Here is an 18,212-nt window from a genome sequence, read left to right on the forward strand (position 1 = left end):
CATGTTGTGGCGGTGGACCGCAACAGCAAGCCGGCGATTTGTCGGAAAAAGAAATTTGTGTGGCGGAAATCCGAGCCGTATTCGCTAAAAATGCCGGTGATCGTTTAGCCATGTCTGACAGTTTCGACTGGCAATAAAAACGACCATCAATACTCCCGCTCAAAGAATATGCCGGCTTTCGACGACCCATCCGCGCCGACTTCGCCGCGAACCTTCAGGCCGCGGTCGAGGTCAATGTCGACTTTCACACGGCTGGAGCCGCTGGACGCACCTTGCTCGACACCCAAGTAGATGTTGTCGTTGATATAGCGGCCAACCGACACCGATGGTCCATCTTCGCCGGATGTGTCGATGTCGATTGCGTCGAGGCCGAGAGACTTCCGGATCTGGGCAAGCGGTCCGCTGTCACTGCCGCCGGTCAGGGTTGCAACGGCCGCTCCAAGCTGGGCGATCTGAGTGGCAGACAGGTTGCCGACAGATTTGCCGAACAAGAGAAGTGCCAGGACTTCATCCTGTGGCAGTTCCGGGGAGGATGTGAAAGCGATCTGCGGATCATCCGCTTCGCCTGTGACCGTGATCGTAATGTTGGTGTCACTGACGGTCGTGGTCGCAACAAACTCCAGAAATGGTGTGAGGCTGCCTTCAAACGTGGCGCGGCCCGTGGAGAACGTCAAACGACGGGTCAGGATGTCCAGCACGCCGCGGCGCAAGGTGAACGCGCCGATGGCTTGGGGATCGGCGGTTGTTCCGACAATCTTCAAGTTGCCCTGTAGTTCTGCATCAAGGCCGCGTCCGCGAATGAAGATACGGCCAGGGGCCGATACCAGAACATCAAGGCGTGGAGGGTTGCTGCGTTGTTCGGTTTGCCGCCCGCTGTCGCCGCCGCCGAGCTCTTCAGCCTGGCGCCGGACGGCCGCAGACGCATTGAGGTGGCGGACATCAACCGGGGGGATTGCCCCCGGCAGCGACTCTGGAATGGAGACATCTGCCTTGTTGATGGTCACCGTGCCGCCGATCAGCGGCGATGCGGAGGTCGAGGCGAGGGGACCGGTGACAGAAATGCTGGCGTCGACCTCAGCATTGACCAGACCTGGATCAATGTAGCGCGCCTTATCGAGGGAAAGGTTGAGATTGGCTGGCGACCCGTCTTTCATTCCGACGGTACCAGATGCCGACAAAGACCCACCTGTTGCAAGATCACCGGCGATACCATTCAGCGAGGCTTGATCTTGGGTGACGTTCGCTGAACCGCGAATGTTTTGAACAGTCAGACCAGTTGAAAGACTGGTTACCTTGAGGCCGGATGGCGCCGCTGTGAGATTATAGGCTGGAGATTGCGCACTGCCGCCGATGGATCCGTTCAAGTTTATTCCGCCTTCCGCGCGGATACCCGCCTCCAGCAGTGGCCGTCTCAAGGCCGCTGTCGGGATGGTTCCGTCTACAGTGATGGAAAGCGGCTGCGGTGCAGTCAGTCCGACTGTGCCGTTGGCACTGATAGACAGTCCGTTTGCGTCGGACACCTTCGTGGTTTGGGATATCTGATTGTTAATCAGAGTGCCGTTCGAGTTTAGCGCCAGGGCTGAGAGCCCATTGTCCCGCAAGGGAGATGCGGTTAGGCCGCTGCCGGACAGCGCCCAGTCAACTTCCGGCGCTGATGTGCTGCCTTTTGCATGTACCGTTCCCGTCAAAGTGCCGCCGATGCCGAGCGACGACACAAAAGCGTTCGCCAATGAAAGGGGCACTGCGTTCAGATCGGCTTGCAGGCCCAGAGCCTCGCCGGCAGATCCTGAGATTGATAACGATCCTTGCCCGAGCGCAAGTTCCAGCGGAGTGATATCGGCTGTCCCATCGCCATAGGTGATCGTGGCAGGCTGCTTCAGCTGGCTGGCGATGCCCTCATAATTTAGCGCGAGCTGATTGAGTGCGAGCGCATAACTCGTGGCAGTGGGCTGGGACAGGACAGCTGCAAGGGTGAGGCCATCTTGCGCACCATCTTCAAGCTTTACATCGGCGGTCAGAGCCGTTCCATCGCCTTGCGGCTTTGCCGTCAGGGCCACACTGCGCACCGGGGTTGCCGCCGTGATCAGATCGTTCACGACAAGATCGGCCGACACCGTTTTGGGATCATAGGGACGCGCGATGTCGGCTTTCAGCTGAAGACTGCCGATGTTGACTGAAGGAACGTCGATTTCAGCACCGGAGAGATCCAGCAGAAGTTTTCCAGCATCAGGATCGGCAGTAAGGGTTCCTTCGAGGCGGCCGCCAAGCTCCGTCAGGGCCAAGGGGGAGATCGCTGCAAGGTTCGGCGCATCGATCTTCAAGGAACCACTCAGTGTCTCGACAGGGTTTTCCAAGTCGGCCACTGCAAGATCGCCGGAAATTGTGTTTTCCGCCACTCTCACGGCCAACGGATTGAGTTCCGCCGCGCCATCAGCGCTTTTGAGATCCACATCAACCGAGACGGTCTGCCCGTTCAGGTCTGCGGACCCATTGACGCTCGCGGACGGTGCCGACGGATCGGCGGTCGCCTCGATGTCCAGTTCCAGATTGTCGAGAGGAGTGCCGGCCAGGAGGATCTGTTTGGATTTCACATCCGCGGTGATGTCCAGCCGGTCCAGCGGGCCGGATGTTTCAGCACTGAGGTCCAGCGCGCCGCCCAACTGCGGATCCGCCAAAGCGAGATCGGGGAGGGATACAGTGATGCCGGAAGCGAGGGTACCCGACACATAATCCGCAGATCCGGCCAGGGTTAAATTGGTGTTTGTCACCGTCAGATCTTCAACCGATACATCGTCCACACCGGCAAGTTTGACGGTGCCTTTCATGTCCGTTCGACCAGTGAGCAGCGCATCGGCTTGCGCCGTGCCTGTCCGAATATCTTGCGCGACGGCCTGAAGATTTGCTGTTCCTTCCAGCGCTGAGGGGTCCATGTCGAAATCCACGCTTGCCGTCACAGCACCGCCTAGATCTTGTACAGCGAGTTGTGAAAAGCGGCTTAGATCGGACAGGGTCAGCCGACCATTGCCGGACGCCTTTTCCGCACCCAGCTCAGTATCGGATAGATTAAGGTTCACAAAACTGGAGGTGAGGGCGAGGGCGCTCAAATTGAGTGTTTGCGATGCGCCATTGACCGATCCATTGGAGTTGAGTGCCAAAGCACCCGTGACAAACTGGATTTCAGTCATTAGGCCCTGCAAGCCATCAGCAGTCAGGGAGAGATCAAAGGGGGTCGTCAGCACGTCCGGGGTGAGATTTGCACCGCTTCCCTTTGCCGCCAGTTGGATTTGACCGCCGCGAATTTCGGTGGTTTCGAACGAGGCCAGTCCAATGTCCGTTGACCAGGCGACCGACGACATGTCGCCATTTGCGGAGAGTTTAACCGTCAGTGGTCCGAAGGCAATCCGCCGGTCACCAAGATCGAGTGCAATCAGAGAATCTCCGCCCGCGCTGACAGCCAAGTCTGCATCGGCCGACAAACGATTGTTTTCAAGCGCTCCTTGGGCTGACAGGGAAACGGTCTGTGTTTTCAGGTTGATTGAGCCGGATTGCGGCGCGAAATCCAATGTGAAATCTGCGTTGCCAGTGGCGTTGGTGGTTCCCAGCAAAAAGGCATGCGCTTCGGGCGGCGCCAATGGGGCGAGGTCGCCGTCAAGGTTGAAGGTCAAGTGGCGGGCCGCCGCAGTTTCGGCAAGCTTGGCCGTACCGGAAACCGTCTGGCGTCCATCAAGAGCGATGCTGAGATCCGCGGCCCATTCATTGAGCGGGCCGCTGCCGGTCAGCTCAAGACCGAGGGCCGGAAGGTCTGGAACATCAAGCAACCGGGCTGCCAAACCACCGCGCGGTTCGGACACCTTTATGTCAAAGGCCAGGGTTTCTTCCGAGGGGGCGAACTCTGCTTTTGCGGAGAAGTGCGCGTCCACACCGTCGATCCGCCGGACGTCCAGGTTGGCCGAAAAGATCGCCGGATCCATCGCGGCACCGCCTGAGCCGGTCAATGCCAATGCAATTGGGGTCCCGAGAAGGGGCTCGCCGAGATTTATCTCCGAAATGCTGAGCGATCCGAGTGCAACATCAAGAGGGAGCGCGAAAGATGATCCTGTTTCATCGGTGCTTTCGGCGGGCTGCGTCTCTTCCGAAGCTGCGGGAAGCCGGTTCAGGTCGACCCGGGAGGCGGAGATGTCATTGACTTGCAATGTGCCGGAGATGAGCTGAAGCGGAGACCATGAAACGCTTAAATCATCCGCCTCGAGCCAGGTGCCCAAGTCATCGCCGAGCGCAATGCGTTTGGCCGAAAGGTCGAGGTCAAACCCAAGATAAAGGTCTTCGACAGAGATGGTTTGGGCCGGTGAGGATGCAAGATCGCTCACCATGTTGGACACGAGTGTCCGACCTGCCGGGAATTGCAGGATCGCGATAGCGACAACTGGGATTGCGACCGCCAGTGCGACCAGCAGTCCAATGATCCTCAGGGCTAGATTTACAAAACGCATCGGCGTTAGAAGGCCTGGCTTAGTCCAACATAAAGGGCAAAACTCGGGTCGTCCTGTTCCGGGTCGAGCGGGACGGCCGCATCGACTCGCAGGGGACCTATGGGCGTAAAGTAACGCAGTCCAGCGCCCACGCCTATCTTCAGGCCGTCAGAAAAATCAGGAATGGTATCTTCGTACGCATTGCCCGCATCGACAAAACCGACGACGCCGATGGTCTCGGTGATCCTGACGCGGACTTCGCCGGACATTTCGATGAGCGAGCGCCCACCGACAACTTCACCATTTAGCCGCGGGCCAACGTTCCGGTAGGCGTAGCCGCGGATTGACCCGCCGCCGCCTGCAATGAGACGGCGGTTCGCTGGGACGGCCGACACAGACGGCGCGATGATTGATCCGGCGGACAGCTTGCCGGCAAGAATAAAGCGTTTTGCTTCATCCAGGGCGTAGTAGCTTGAAACGGTTCCTTGGAGGAAACCCATTCCGTTGCCGTTCTTGGCATCATAGGCCGGTTCACCAAAAAGGGCGGCAAAGACACCCTTTGACGGGTTTAGCTTGTCGTCCCGGTTGTCGAAGGTCAGATCAGCCGGAAGCCCGACCAGAAGATATTGGTTGTCGCCAAATGCGTCTTCTTCGTCGGCGTACTGGATTTCAAAGCCGGCCCGGCCCTTGATCTGCTCGCTGAACTCCCGGCTCAGGAATGTGTCATAGGTCAGCGTCCGGCTGATGTAGGCATCCGGGTTTTCCTGCTTGGCTTCAAGGCTTGTCGTGAAGCTGGTGAGAGGGCCGAAAACACCGGGTTTTTCAAATGCAATGCGGGCGGAGTATTCCTGGTTGGCAATGCTCTCGGACCCGATCCGGCCAATCGAGCCTTCGACCGACAGGGTTTCCCCCCCGCCAAACAAATTGCGTCGGCGCCAATAGGCTTCCGCGCTGAAGCCTTCGGTACTGGACCAGGACGCGCCCGCACCGATGACATGGCGTTTGCGCTCGGTAACCTGGATGGTGATCGGCAAGGTGCCATCCGGTCTTGCAATGTCGCCTTCTACAAACCGTATGGAGGAAAAGATGCCGAGGTCGTTCAAGCGTTTCCGAGCGCGCGAGATGTCTTCGGGCGAATAGATGCCTCCTTCCGGGATCATCGCCTGCTGGACCACAAACTCCGGCTTTGTAACTTCGGTGCCCGAGACCGATACCTTGCCGAACCTTGCCTGCGGACCGGCATCTGCGATCAAAGCGACGTCCAATCGATGGGAGCTGTGGTCCGCCGTAATCCGGCGCTCTGCGATTTTCGCCTCCGGATAGCCGCGTCCACGCAACATCGTGACTATTCGGCGCTCGGCACTCAGAATTTTGCCGGAGCCTGCTGGCTCTCCGGGAGCAAGACCCCAGAAAGCAGGATCGGTCGAGAGTTCGCCGCCGGGGCTTTGTACTGTGACAGTGCCGAATGTGAAAGCCGGACCCGGGTCCACCAGGATCTTGACTTGAACAGGCCGCCCGTCCGGCAAGCCGGCGCGTTCAAGCGCGCTTTCAAGCGGCAGTCCATTGAGGGAAATACTAACTGTGCCGCCGTAGCGCCCATCGGCATAAAGGCGGGCGATCAAACGTTCCCGGTCCGACAAGGACCGGGCGATCAACCCAGCTTCACCCGAGGGCGGTTTCTTCACTTGCTGAACCAGAAGCGACGTGGCGGTCATTTCCTTGGTCAGATCAGCATCACTGCGCTCAGATACAGCAACCTCTGCCTCATAGGCGATGGGATCCGGGACGGCGGCCTCTTCTTCCTTGCCGTTCTCAAAGAACTTCCAGCCGAAGATTTCAAATGCGTGTGCGGGTTGTGGCGCCAACACGAGCGGAGCTACAACGCTGAGAACTAGCAGTGAAGAAGTGGACAGCAGAAAGGGTGCCGCGTTCTTGGTGTTTACGCGCGCATCTCTTGCGCTTGAGCGCAGGCGCCGGACATGTCCGGACGCTTGAGACGGTAGACCCTTCACTCACTGCCGCCTGTTCAGGTTTAAAGTCGGCATGACCAAGCACTTAGCGTCCTTTGTCATGCCATCAACTTATCTGCAACTGCAGTCCCTACATGGCGCAGCTTAGTTGGCCATGGTTAAGAGGCTGTCAACATTGATAGACCATGGCGGCAGGCCGAATGCAAGGCGGCGGTTTGACCTAACGGAACAGCTAAAAAAGCGGCTCGTCTTCCGGTAGGCCCATGAGCCGTCGGGCGGCGGTTAGCGTGTTGACCATCAACATGGCAATCGTCATCGGTCCGACGCCGCCAGGTACAGGCGTGATGGCGCCGGCGTGTTCTGCGGCTTCGTCAAAGGCGACATCGCCGACAAGACGGCTTTTGCCTTCACCCTTTTCCGGTGCCGGGATCCGGTTGATGCCAACATCAATCACTGTGGCCCCCGGTTTGATCCAGTCGCCCTTGATCATCTCCGGCCGTCCGACGGCTGCAACGACAATGTCGGCTGCGCGGACAACGTCGGGCAGATCTTTGGTGCGGCTATGGGCAATGGTGACGGTGCAGCTTTCCTGCAGCAGCAGCGAAGCCATCGGCTTTCCGACGATGTTCGACCGGCCGACGACAACAGCATTTTTGCCGGTCAAAGTGTCGCCGAGGGTGCGCTTCAACAGCACAAGGCTGCCCGCAGGCGTGCAGGGGACGAGCGCACTGTCGCGTTCGCCGGCGGTCAGAAGGCCAACATTGATCGGGTGAAAGCCGTCGACATCCTTTTCCGGCTTGATCAGGCGCAGAACCTTGCTTTCATCGATATGGCCGGGCAGGGGAAGCTGCACGAGGATGCCGTGAATATCCGGGTCGTTGTTCAGCTGATCGACCATGCCAAGCACTGCGTCTTCGCTGGAGTCGGCAGGCATGGTGTGCTTCACGGAATGAAAGCCACAGGCTTCGGCGGCACGGTCCTTGTTCCGCACATAGACCTGGCTTGCCGGATCTTCTCCGACAAGAACAACCGCAAGGCCGGGGCGTTTGCCGGTTTCGCTCAGAAGCTTTGCTGCGCGTTCGGTAATCTCACCACGCACGGATTCTGCAATAGCTTTTCCGTCAATGATTTGAGCTTGTGGCATTCCGCCTCCCTTTGAACCTGAGATCGGTTTTCTATTCCTATCCGGTGCTCAGCTATAGAGCGCCCGTCTCTTCTGTAAAATGCGGAAAACGTCTTATCGTGCTCTGCATTCGCCATTCATGTTCAAGTCGCAGTCACAGCGACTTGGCGAAGGCGTTCAGTTCCGAAATTGCGCAGACGATGTGATAGAGCGAACTGGCAGGTGCGGCCTCGTCTTCAAACGAGCCGTCAACATGCCACTTGTCCCGGTATAGGCCAGCGGGCACGTCCTCAAAATAAGCCGTAAGCGCTGCAACCGAGAGCGAAATGTCGGCCGTATAGGCCTCGCGTTCCGCGCCAACCGATATCCCGGCCAAGGCAATGGCGGCCTTGATCCATTCCGTCTGCCCCCAGAGCCGTGCGACTGGGTCGCGCACGCTAAAGTCGTCATTGATCGACATGAAGGTCGCGCCGCGGCTTTCGTCAATGCCGTAGGTCCAGCCGATGTCATAGAGCCGCCTGGCTGCGACAAGTGCATCCGCGTCGGCCCGGCTTGTGCCCCACCGGACCAGCAGCCAAGCCCATTCAAAATGATGTCCAGGCTCCAATATCCGTCCTTCGTCGCCGGGCAAAGGGCCCCAGTGAAGATCGAAAAATTCGCGCAATCCGCCGTTCACCGGGTCGATCAGTTTGGTAAGAGCCAGCTCGGCCAACTCATCCGCCATACCCGACCACATCGGGTCGTTGGAGACGCTTTCCCAAGCCATTGCAGCTTCAAACAGGTGCATATGGGGATTTGCGCGCAGAGGGATGCGGTCCGGATTGTCCTCCCGGAACCCGATTACTGGGTGCTTGTAGCTCTTGACTAATACCTCAACGAGTGACTTTGCATCTGCTTCGGCGCTGCTTGCGCAGGCCGGGATCTTGTCGGCCATGTGGGCCAAGGCAAAAAGCACGAACGCCTGATTATAGAGATCGAAGCGCGCATCGGTCAGGGTGTTGTCCATGGCCGCGGTGGCCGCAAAGGTGCCGTCCGGCATCCGGTAGGTGTCCGAAAACCAGGCCCAGAGCCGGGTGGCAATGCTCTCCGACGGGCCCGTCCAGCCAAGCCGGGCCCCTTCAAGAAACGAGTAGATTTGCCGTGGAATAACACGCGCCCGGCGGTCTTTGGGCACGCCTTGCTGGGTTGCAAGGTCTATGGTTTCGTAACACTCGCCAGTGTCTGAATTCATGCCGCCCGCTTGCCAGGCCGGCAATGCGTCCTGCGTTAGCCAAAGTGTCAGGTCATCGGCGAGTTTTTGGACGTGCGCGGTTTCAGAGGACATGGTCACCTATCACGTTACCGGGTGCATTTTGCAGGACCTGCTGGCAGGAGTGGGCGGCAGGTTAGACCAACGTGGCAAACAAGCAAACCGGTAATCTGATCAATGCGTTTTTCGCGTTTCCCTTGCCGATAAGACGGCGCTGAAGACGCTTACTCAGAAGCAGGTTCCGGTAACAGGTAGTAATCTCCCTTGGTCTCACAGTGAATGTGATGGCTGATCTGAAGGCCGGTGGGGCCGTCCTGTGTGCCGGCCATAATCGACACAACGCCTTGGCCGTCCGGCTCCCAGAAGAGCTGGCTTCCGCAGGCTGCACAAAAACCACGGCGAGCGCTGTCGGATGATTGAAACCAGGTCAGATTGTCTTCGCCCTGAATGTGGAGGTCTTTCTTCGCCGCCTGTGTGGCGGCGACAAAATGACCGGATGTCTTGCGGTACTGGACGCAATGGCAGGCAATAACGGGGCGCAATGGCCCCGTTACTTCATAGGTGACACGACCACAAAGACAGCTGCCTTTCATCGTGTCACTCCGGGCGATTTAAACGTTGCTGTCCGGGAAGGACGATTTGCGCTCTGCCATGAAGTCCAGCAGTGCTTCGTCGATGGCCGGATCGAGAGCAGGGCCTGTATAAGCCGCAAGCTGCTCTTTCCAGATCTTGTTGGCCCGTTTTGCCGCGTCCAGTTCACCGTCCGCGAGCCACTGCTCATAGGAATTGTTGTCCGCAACGCTGGACCGGTAGAACGCGCTCTCGAAATTGCGCTGTGTGTGAGCTGCGCCCAGGAAGTGGCCTCCGGGACCGACTTCTTCCAAAGCGTCCATCGCGAGCGACTCGTCGTTGACATCGATGCCTTTGGCCAAGACGTGCATCATGCCGAGCTGATCGGCATCCATGATGAACTTTTCATAGGACGAGCAAAGGCCGCCTTCGAGCCACCCAGCTGCGTGCAGGCAGAAGTTCACGCCGCCCTGAACGGTCGCGGTAATCGTTTGGGCTGATTCTTGAGCGGACTGGGCATCCGGCAATTTGGATGCGGTGAACGAGCCGCCGGAGCGGAACGGAAGACCTGCGCGGCGGGCAAGCTTTGCTGCGCCGTTCAAAAGGAGCGAGCCTTCCGGGCTCCCGAAAGTCGGCGCACCGGACTGCATGGAGATGGAGCTCACGAAAGCACCGAAGACGACCGGAGCGCCTGGGCGGATCAGCTGGGTAAGCGCGCAGCCGGCCAGTGCTTCGGCCAGAACCTGAGCGAGAGTGCCGGCAACGGTCACCGGGCTCATCGCACCGGCCAGAATAAACGGCGAGACGATACAGGCTTGATTGTTCCGGGCGTAGACCTTGAGCGCGCCCAGCATGGTTGCGTCGAACACTAGTGGGGAGTTGGCATTGATCAACTGGATCATCACGCAGTTCTGGTCGACGAAGTCTTCGCCGAACGTGATCTGGGCCATTCGAACCGAATCTTCTGCACGTTCCGGGGCTGTGACGGATCCCATGAACGGCTTGTCGGAATATTTGATATGGGAATAGACCATATCAAAATGACGCTTGTTGACCGGCAGGTCTACCGGCTCACACACGGTGCCGCCAGAATGGTGCATCCATGGGGACATATAGGCGAGCTTCACGAAGTTGCGGAAGTCGTCGATCGTGCCGTAGCGGCGGCCCTGGTCAAGGTCGGTAACGAAAGGAGGCCCGTAGACCGGGGCAAATACAAGATTATTGCCGCCGATTTCCACATTGCGTGCCGGATTACGGGCATGCTGGGTGAACTGCGACGGAGCCGTTTTCAGGATCTCGCGCAGCATGCCTTTTGGAAAGCGAACCCGCTCGCCGTCAACCTCTGCGCCGGCAATCTTCCAGATGTTCAGAACGTCCGGATCCTCGCGGAACTCCAATCCGATCTCAGCAAGGATGCGATCCGCGTTGGCCTCAATGGTGGCCGCGCTCTCGTCGCTCAGCACTTCGTAATTCGGAATGCCACGGCTGATATAAGGAGCGCCGACGCCTCCGGACGTGGCGGTGCGTCTTTCGCGGCGGGCGGATCGGCCACGGCGGCCGGTGCTGACGGCGGCGTCTGACATTGTGGGGCTCCCTGAACAGAAAATTTGTGTCGTTATGTCAAGTCTTAGAGGGCTTGGCCAGCGATCTTGGTGCGGATGCGTCCTATCATGCCCTAATTCCGTCATTGCGGCGGTTCCGGCCCCTGCGTCGGACGGCGGCGGTTTGCCGGGCTGAAATTCTGCTGCGTGTCGTCGCAACATGCTCCCATGACGCAATTGAGCTACTTTGCCCTCCGGAGTGTCGCAATACTGGCGGCCAAATCGGCGGGGCAATGGCTCCGGGGTGCAGAAGAATATCCTTCGTGGATGGGACAAGCGGAGGGGAGCGCGTTTAAGCACAGCGCTTCCTGCCTTTTGAAGAGGAATGAAACATGTCAGCTTTTCCTGACAAGGCACAGGTCGTCATAGTTGGTCTCGGCGGCATCGTCGGCGCTTCGGTTGCGCATCACCTGATCGAGCGCGGCTGGACGGACATTGTCGGCATCGACAAGTCTGGCATTCCAACCGACGTCGGCTCCACCGCCCACGCTTCAGACTTCTGCTACACCACCAGCCACGACTTCTTGTCCACATGGACCTCGCTCTATTCCGTCGATTTCTTCGACAAGATGGGCGCCTACGAGCGCGTCGGCGGGCTGGAAATTGCCCGGACCGGCGACGATGCCTGGATGGAGGAAATCAAGCGCAAGGTAACCTCTGGCAAGGCATTTGGCACCAATGTCCGCCTCGTCACACCCTCCGAAATCAAGGAAATGTTCCCGCTGATCGAGGAAGATCAGGTTCAGGGCGGCCTTTATGACCCGGACGCCGGTCTTGTTGTGCCGCGGTCCCAGGCGCTGTCCGGTCGGCTTGTCGACATGGGCGTTGAAAGCGGCAAGCTGAAATCCTTCGCCAACACACCGGCGCAGTCCCTGATTGTCGAGGACGGCAAGATCACCGGTGTGAAAACCCACCGCGGCACGATCACGGCCGATCATGTTGTCGTCTGTGCCGGTCTCTGGGGCCGCCTGATCGCAAACATGGTGGGTGAAGATCTGCCGGTCATGCCGGTGGACCACCCGCTGACATTCTTCGGTCCGTTTAACGAATTTGAGGGAACCGGCAAGGACATTGGTTATCCGCTGCTTCGCGACCAAGGCAACTCCGCCTATATGCGCGATACGGGCGATCCGAAAACCACCGAAGGCGGCCAAATCGAGTGGGGCTACTACGAGACCACAAATCCGCGCATGTGCCACCCGCGTGATCTTCAGTCCAAGGAAGAGGCGCGCCTGTCTCCCTCACAGCGCGACTTGGAGCTGGAGCAGGTCATCGAGCCGCTTGAAAAGGCGATGGAACTGACCCCGATCCTCAGCGAACTCGGCTACAACGAGACTTGGTCGTTTAACGGCCTGTTGCAGGTGTCGGCCGCTGGCGGTCCATCCTGCGGCGAAAGCCAGAAGGTGCGCGGTCTTTGGTACTGCGTTGCCATCTGGGTCAAGGACGGTCCGGGCTACGGCAAGCTGATCGCCGACTGGATGACCGATGGCCGCACTGAGATCGATCATGCGGGTATCGATTATTCCCGTTTCTATCCGCACCAGATGACAGAAAAGTTCATCGAGGACCGGTGCTACGAGGCGGCGCAGAAGATCTACTTCCCGGCAATCCACCCGCGCGAGCCTTATGCCGGATCACGCAACATCAAGCGCTCGCCGTTCTATGAGCGTGAGGTGGAGCTTGGCGGATACTTCATGGAGCTTGGCGGCTGGGAGCGGGCGCACGGCTACGCGGCCAATGAGCACCTTTTGGAGAACTACGGCAACAAGGTTCCGGTCCGCGAAAACGAGTGGGACAACCGTCACTTCTGGCGCGTTTCCAATGCCGAGCAGCTGGCGCTCTCCGAAGACTGCGGCATCATTAACCTGTCGCACTTCTACATGTTCGATGTGGAAGGTCCGGACCATGTTGCACTGATGGAGTGGCTGTGCGCGGCCAAGATTGGCGGCGACAACAACATCGGCAAAGGCATCTACACGCACTTCCTCGATGATGAAGGCAATGTCCGCGCTGACCTCACCATTTTCCGCATGGAAGACCGCTGCCGGATCGTTGATGGCGCCGATGCCGGGCCGCGCGACTATCACTATGTAAAGCGCATTGCGGAAGACAAAGGTTTTGACGTCACGGTGACCGATGTCAGTGAAGAGTACACGACCATCGGCATCTGGGGTCCGAATGCCCGTGAAAACCTGAAGAAGGTCGTCTCCGATCCAGCGGCTCTTGATCCGGAGAACTTCCCGTTTGCCGCGATCCGCAACCTGGAAATCGCCGGCAAGAAAGTGTCCGCGCTTCGCTTGTCCTACGTTGGCGAGCAGGGCTGGGAACTTCACATGAAGTACGAAGACGGCCTGGCTGTCTGGGACGCGCTGCGCGCGGAAGGCATCATGGCCGTTGGTGTTGAAACATACGCGAACTCCCGGCGCCTGGAAAAATCCCTGCGTCTCCAAAACGCCGACCTTCTGACCCAGTACAACCTCTATGAGGCGGATCTGGCCCGTCCGAAGGTTAAGGAAGCCGATTTCCGCGGCAAGGAAAAGCATCTGGAATACCGTGCGCGCGACAAGCAACCAGCGATGCTCTGCACGTTGGTCATGCAGGAAAACACGGATGCCAGCGGCGTTGAGCGGTTCCCGGTCGGTGCGATGCCGGTTCAGGATCCGGACACCGGCAAGACGCTGGTCGATGAGCTGGGCCGTATTTCCTACACCACCTCGGTCGCATACGGCCCGACCATCGGCAAAAACATTGCGCTGGCCTATCTGCCGCAGGAATACTGCGAAGTCGGCCGCAAGCTTCAGGTGGAGTACTTCTCCGAAAGCTACCCGGTGGAAGTTGCCGGTGTCGGCTATGCGCCGCTCTACGATCCGGAGAACGCTAAACCGCGGAGCTAAGGCGCGGCGTATATGGTCCGCAGTCCCGGGCTTGAACCGGGGCCATCAGACAACTGGTTAGCTTCCGGCGCAGGGCTGGAACAGCCGACGAACCGGAAAAACAAAACCCCGCGTGGACATCCGCGCGGGGTCTGCTATTGCAGGCCTCAGATTTGCCTTCGGGCTCGAGACGACTCGGAAAGACCAAAAAGACATGTCGAAGTTTGAAGATTTCCTCGCTCAAAAAGGTGCATTGCTGGCGGACGGGGCAACGGGCACCAACTTGTTCGATATGGGGCTGGTGTCCGGCGACGCGCCGGAACTCTGGAACACGGACGAACCACAAAAGATCAAGACGCTTTATAAGTCGTTTGTCGATGCCGGGTCCGACATCATTCTGACGAACACCTTCGGCTGCAACCGGCACCGGTTGAAGCTTCACAGCGCGCAGGACCGCGTGAAGGAACTCAATATCGCCGCGGTCGACCTTGCGAAGGAAGTCATTGCACAGTCTGGCCGGGACGTTCTCATCGGCGGTTCGATCGGTCCAACGGGCGAACTGTTCCAGCCGCTCGGCGCATTGTCCTATGAAGAGGGCGTTGAGGCCTTTCGGGAACAGATCGAAGGGCTTGTTGAGGGCGGTGTCGATGTCCTCTGGGTCGAAACCATGTCCGCGATTGAGGAAATGAAGGCAGCGGCGGAAGCTGCTCAAGGCTTTGATATGCCCTTGGTCATCACCGCTAGTTTCGATACGGCTGGCAAAACCATGATGGGGCTGTCGCCAAAGGGGCTAGGGGATTTGCAGGACCAGTTTGCCTGCACGCCGGTTGCCATCGGGTCGAATTGCGGCGTCGGTGCCTCTGATTTGCTGGCGGCCATCATGGAGATCACCGAGGCTTATCCGGACGCGGTTGTCGTTGCCAAGGCCAATTGCGGCATTCCCCAAATCAAGGGGGATGAGGTGGTCTATACAGGTACACCAGAACTGATGGCGGACTATGCCCGCATGGCTTTGGACGCAGGAGCGCGCATTGTCGGTGGATGTTGTGGCACGTCTCCCTCCCATTTGAAGGCAATGCGTCTTGCGCTTGACGACTACAAAAAGGGTGTGCGTCCGACGCTCGAACAGGTGATTTCAGAGATTGGCCCGCTGGTGTCTCCGCCCAACAAGGAAGCCGATGCCGCACGCGCTGCAGAAGGCGAGGGTGCCGGATCCGGTCGCCGCCGCGGCCGTCGCCGGGGTTAATTGGAAGACCGGCATCTGCGAACCAAAATCACTTAGGCGTTGAAAGTGAACCGCACGCTTTCGACCAGCCATGCGATCACCGGGACCCGGAGACGGATTTGCAGGTTTCGCAGATCGCGGTCGACACGGGCAAGGTGCTGTGGCGGTATGGCTTGATACCGTCCATCAGCGCGGCCAAGGCCTGGTACGCGGGTCGACAGCCTGTTCACTGCTTTCCCCTCGGCCCAACGGTCAATTGTTGCATTCATCGGGAGAAAACCGGCTTCATCGGTCCAAGCTTCGATGAAGGTGATTTGCCCGTAATCGTTGAAGGTGAACTCCTGATAAATATCGACATAGGAATCGATCCACTCATAGTGGAAAGTGACCCGGCACCGGCTAAAGGGTTGGACCTTAAAACTACGGCAGTCCCGGTTCAGGACGCGCGTCGGATAGAGCACAAGCAACCGGTCCATCGTCATCCAGTGGTCCTTGTGACCGGTCAGGTACAGCCAGGGAGGCCACTCCCACCGGATCACATGGGTGGAATAGTTGGGCTTTGAGGCGCGGGACGCATAGCTGTCCAGTGTGTCGAAGTATTTGTTGCCTTGTTGGGCGTAGTATGCGGCCGGAAACTTCGGGCTGAGATTTCTGGAAAACGCGGCATCCGGCGGGCCCAGTGTGGCCAGCGCAGACGATACCAGCATAAAGATGTACGTGAAGAGTGTGTCGCAGCGCACTTGGTCCGCGCGCGGGCCACTGCTGCTTTTGTGCATCTCCTGTTCCTCACGAAATTCCAATTTGAAAGGGTGCATTGACACCCGAGCTTCACGGAAAGATTGTAAGGATATGTAGGCTAAGCATGTGGGGTCAAATTATACGCGCTTGACGCGATAGATCGTTTTTAAGTGCACGAAGTCGTGTCTGCGGTGATTATCGGTATAAATGACAGCCGTATGATGAGGCGCTAGGTTATTATTACTGGTTGTATTCCGAGGGGAGGACTTCAGTGGCGCATTTCCGGTATCTTGTTGAGAATGTCAATGAGGCCGTCTCCTTCTATCGGGATCAACTCGGATTTGACCTGAAACAGCAATTTGGGCCGGCGATGGCGATTCTCCAGCGCGATGATCTTGAGCTCTGGCTGGCGGGGCCAATGGCGTCTGCGTCAAAGCCGATGGCAGATGGAACTGTCCCGAAATCTGGAGGGTGGAACCGCTGCGTCCTTATTGTGGCTGATCTGGAAACGCTTGTGACCGAGCTCAGGCAGAAAGAACTCCCTTTCCTCAATGACATCGTCGCCGGGCCTGGCGGAAAACAGATCCTGTGCCGGGATCCATCCGGAAACGTTATCGAGCTCTTTGAACCGGCATAAAGAAAGGGCCCCACCGAACGGGCGGGGCCGCGCAAGGTTGGAGCATTCGGTTATTGGGCGAAATAAGCGTCGATGATGCTTTGATACTCGCCGTTGTCGATCATGCCTTGCAGGACGGTGTCGAGTTCATCCCGCATACCGGCCAGATTGTTGGCTTTTGAAAAAGCAATGTAGGACGGAACAGAAGACAGCTCGGGCTCGAGCTCTGCGACTTTCTCCAGACCGCCCAGGTTTTTCAGGTGATGCATGGCGCCGTACTTGTTCATGATGACGGCATCGATCCGCCCACCCATGAGCTTTTTGATGTTGTTGGAGCTTTCCGGGGCGTAGTCGAGATACGTCAAAACACCTGATTTGATAGCGTCATCAACCGTGCCGCCGTAGCTCAACCCGTCGACGAGGCCGATCGAGACATCACTTAAGCTGTCCATGCTGCCATCAAATGCAACGCTCTTGTCCTTGTTGACCCAAACGGAGACGACTTGCGGCATCAGAACGGTTTTGGAATAGTCGAGGAAGGTTTCCCGTTCGGCGGTCTTATAGGCGGTGAATATGGCATCGGCATCGCCGGTCTCGACCATCTTCAAAGACCGTTTCCAAGGCAAAACCTCAATGCTGATGTCCGCGTTCATTTTGGCAAATGCCTCGCGCAGGATGCGCACGACGATGCCGTCGGCATCAGATCCGGCCTCATACTGGTAGGGCGGGTACTCAAGGGTCACAAGTCTGACGGTTTCTGCTTTGACCGCTGTCGCGCAGAACGCCAGTCCCAACGCAATCAGAGTGATGTGTGCCAGTCGCTTCATGCGTGCCTCCATCCGTGGCTATGACGCCCAGCCTGCGGGCATCGGGTGTCGCAAACCGCCATAGTGGCGGATACTTTAGAACTCCGTTTTTGCCGATTTCTCCGCGAAGTAGTCGTCGATGATCCGCGCATAGTCGCCAGAGGCGATCATGGTCTCCAAGACTTGATCGAACTGGTCTCTCAGCACCGTGTGATTTCGAAGTTTCGAGAAGGCCACATAGGAGGGAACCGAAGAGATTTCGGGCGTCAGTTCTTTGACCCGTTCAAAGCCGTCTTGAAGGTGCAAATGGTGCAGGGCGCCGTAGCGGTTCATGATGACCACGGATGTGCGGCCTGCCAGAAGTTTCTTGATGTTCTGCGCGCTGTCCGGCGCATACTCCAGGTGTTTCAAAGCACCGCTCTTGAGCGCCCGGTCGGCTTTTTCGCCGTAGCTCACTCCAAGAACAAGGCCGATTGAAAGATCCGCAAGGCTTTCCATGGTCCCATCATAGGCAACTTCGGTTTCGCGAAGCGCCCATAAGGAGACTGTTTGTGGGATAAGGACCTTCTTGGAATAGTCGAGGTACTTCAGCCGCTCAGTGGTCTCATATACGGTGAATATGCCGTCGACTTGGCCTTTTTTGGCCATGAGTTGAGCGCGCTTCCATGGAAGGACCGTAATTTCTATGTCCCGTCCCAGCTGTTCAAAAGCGTGGTGCAGCAAGCGGACGACGATGCCGTCTACCTTGTCGCCATCCTGATACTCGTAAGGCGGATATTGAAGCGTTACGAGTTGCAAAGGCGTTGCGGCGGCGGACAGGATTAGGGCCAGCGAGAACGCTGCAGAAAGAACAAACTTCCGGAACACATATCCTGTCGCCATGCTATCGATCCGCAGTCCACGTCATGAGTTGGACAAGCAGTTTCGATAGATTTTGAATTAAATTTGGTTTACGTCGCAGTTCGCAGCGCT

At 58.1% G+C, this 18,212-nt stretch carries 12 protein-coding genes; 3 read left to right on the top strand and 9 right to left on the bottom strand.

The features are described from left to right. Positions 1 to 146: 146 nt before the first annotated feature. The 6 genes from ACVDG4_RS02020 to ACVDG4_RS02045 form a co-directional block, all read right to left on the bottom strand. Positions 147 to 4,490, bottom strand: coding sequence for a translocation/assembly module TamB domain-containing protein (locus ACVDG4_RS02020; protein WP_447233836.1), 4,344 nt, complete (start codon positions 4,488 to 4,490; stop codon positions 147 to 149). A gap of 5 nt (positions 4,491 to 4,495) precedes the next feature. Continuing rightward, the gene (locus tag ACVDG4_RS02025) at positions 4,496 to 6,481 is read right to left on the bottom strand and encodes an autotransporter assembly complex protein TamA (protein ID WP_447233837.1); all 1,986 of its coding nucleotides are present in this window, start codon (positions 6,479 to 6,481) and stop codon (positions 4,496 to 4,498) included. A 190-nt stretch (positions 6,482 to 6,671) separates the two neighbouring features. Then, the gene (gene folD, locus ACVDG4_RS02030; protein ID WP_447233838.1) at positions 6,672 to 7,583 is read right to left on the bottom strand and encodes a bifunctional methylenetetrahydrofolate dehydrogenase/methenyltetrahydrofolate cyclohydrolase FolD; all 912 of its coding nucleotides are present in this window, start codon (positions 7,581 to 7,583) and stop codon (positions 6,672 to 6,674) included. 133 nt (positions 7,584 to 7,716) lie between these two features. Further along, the gene (locus tag ACVDG4_RS02035; protein ID WP_447233839.1) at positions 7,717 to 8,886 is read right to left on the bottom strand and encodes an AGE family epimerase/isomerase; all 1,170 of its coding nucleotides are present in this window, start codon (positions 8,884 to 8,886) and stop codon (positions 7,717 to 7,719) included. A gap of 149 nt (positions 8,887 to 9,035) precedes the next feature. Continuing rightward, positions 9,036 to 9,404: a GFA family protein gene (locus tag ACVDG4_RS02040; protein ID WP_447233840.1), complete on the bottom strand. Its 369-nt coding sequence runs from the start codon at positions 9,402 to 9,404 to the stop codon at positions 9,036 to 9,038. 18 nt (positions 9,405 to 9,422) lie between these two features. Further along, a complete protein-coding gene (locus ACVDG4_RS02045; RefSeq protein ID WP_447233841.1) occupies positions 9,423 to 10,964 on the bottom strand; it encodes a trimethylamine methyltransferase family protein in 1,542 nt (513 codons plus the stop codon). 350 nt (positions 10,965 to 11,314) lie between these two features. Here ACVDG4_RS02045 and ACVDG4_RS02050 point away from each other — a divergent pair, with 350 nt between their 5' ends. Next, positions 11,315 to 13,876, top strand: a complete 2,562-nt coding sequence (locus ACVDG4_RS02050) for a GcvT family protein (RefSeq protein ID WP_447233842.1) — start codon at positions 11,315 to 11,317, stop codon at positions 13,874 to 13,876. Positions 13,877 to 14,069: 193 nt separating this feature from the next. Next, the gene (gene bmt / locus ACVDG4_RS02055) at positions 14,070 to 15,101 is read left to right on the top strand and encodes a betaine--homocysteine S-methyltransferase (protein WP_447233843.1); all 1,032 of its coding nucleotides are present in this window, start codon (positions 14,070 to 14,072) and stop codon (positions 15,099 to 15,101) included. A gap of 32 nt (positions 15,102 to 15,133) precedes the next feature. Here bmt and ACVDG4_RS02060 read toward each other — a convergent pair whose 3' ends face one another. After that, positions 15,134 to 15,856, bottom strand: a complete 723-nt coding sequence (locus tag ACVDG4_RS02060; RefSeq protein ID WP_447233844.1) for a hypothetical protein — start codon at positions 15,854 to 15,856, stop codon at positions 15,134 to 15,136. A 233-nt stretch (positions 15,857 to 16,089) separates the two neighbouring features. Between ACVDG4_RS02060 and ACVDG4_RS02065 the strand changes: the two genes are divergently transcribed. Further along, positions 16,090 to 16,455: a VOC family protein gene (locus ACVDG4_RS02065; protein WP_447233845.1), complete on the top strand. Its 366-nt coding sequence runs from the start codon at positions 16,090 to 16,092 to the stop codon at positions 16,453 to 16,455. Between the two features lie 50 nt (positions 16,456 to 16,505). Here the strand turns inward: ACVDG4_RS02065 and ACVDG4_RS02070 are convergent, their stop codons facing one another. Together ACVDG4_RS02070 and ACVDG4_RS02075 are read right to left on the bottom strand one after the other, a co-directional pair. Next, a complete protein-coding gene (locus ACVDG4_RS02070; RefSeq protein WP_447233846.1) occupies positions 16,506 to 17,261 on the bottom strand; it encodes a substrate-binding periplasmic protein in 756 nt (251 codons plus the stop codon). Between the two features lie 75 nt (positions 17,262 to 17,336). Next, on the bottom strand, positions 17,337 to 18,122 hold the full coding sequence (locus ACVDG4_RS02075) for a substrate-binding periplasmic protein (protein WP_447233847.1): 786 nt from the start codon (positions 18,120 to 18,122) through the stop codon (positions 17,337 to 17,339). Between the last annotated feature and the right edge of the window lie 90 nt (positions 18,123 to 18,212).

Source organism: Roseibium sp. MB-4, assembly GCF_053005265.1.

Bases quoted from the DNA above. Each gene is read 5' to 3' on its own strand.
- bmt (WP_447233843.1), top strand. From the start codon at position 14,070: ATGTCGAAGTTTGAAGATTTCCTCGCTCAAAAAGGTGCATTGCTGGCG.
- ACVDG4_RS02040 (WP_447233840.1), bottom strand. From the start codon at position 9,404: ATGAAAGGCAGCTGTCTTTGTGGTCGTGTCACCTATGAAGTAACGGGG.
- ACVDG4_RS02060 (WP_447233844.1), bottom strand. From the start codon at position 15,856: ATGCACAAAAGCAGCAGTGGCCCGCGCGCGGACCAAGTGCGCTGCGAC.
- ACVDG4_RS02035 (WP_447233839.1), bottom strand. From the start codon at position 8,886: ATGTCCTCTGAAACCGCGCACGTCCAAAAACTCGCCGATGACCTGACA.
- ACVDG4_RS02050 (WP_447233842.1), top strand. From the start codon at position 11,315: ATGTCAGCTTTTCCTGACAAGGCACAGGTCGTCATAGTTGGTCTCGGC.
- ACVDG4_RS02020 (WP_447233836.1), bottom strand. From the start codon at position 4,490: ATGCGTTTTGTAAATCTAGCCCTGAGGATCATTGGACTGCTGGTCGCA.
- folD (WP_447233838.1), bottom strand. From the start codon at position 7,583: ATGCCACAAGCTCAAATCATTGACGGAAAAGCTATTGCAGAATCCGTG.
- ACVDG4_RS02045 (WP_447233841.1), bottom strand. From the start codon at position 10,964: ATGTCAGACGCCGCCGTCAGCACCGGCCGCCGTGGCCGATCCGCCCGC.
- ACVDG4_RS02070 (WP_447233846.1), bottom strand. From the start codon at position 17,261: ATGAAGCGACTGGCACACATCACTCTGATTGCGTTGGGACTGGCGTTC.
- ACVDG4_RS02075 (WP_447233847.1), bottom strand. From the start codon at position 18,122: ATGGCGACAGGATATGTGTTCCGGAAGTTTGTTCTTTCTGCAGCGTTC.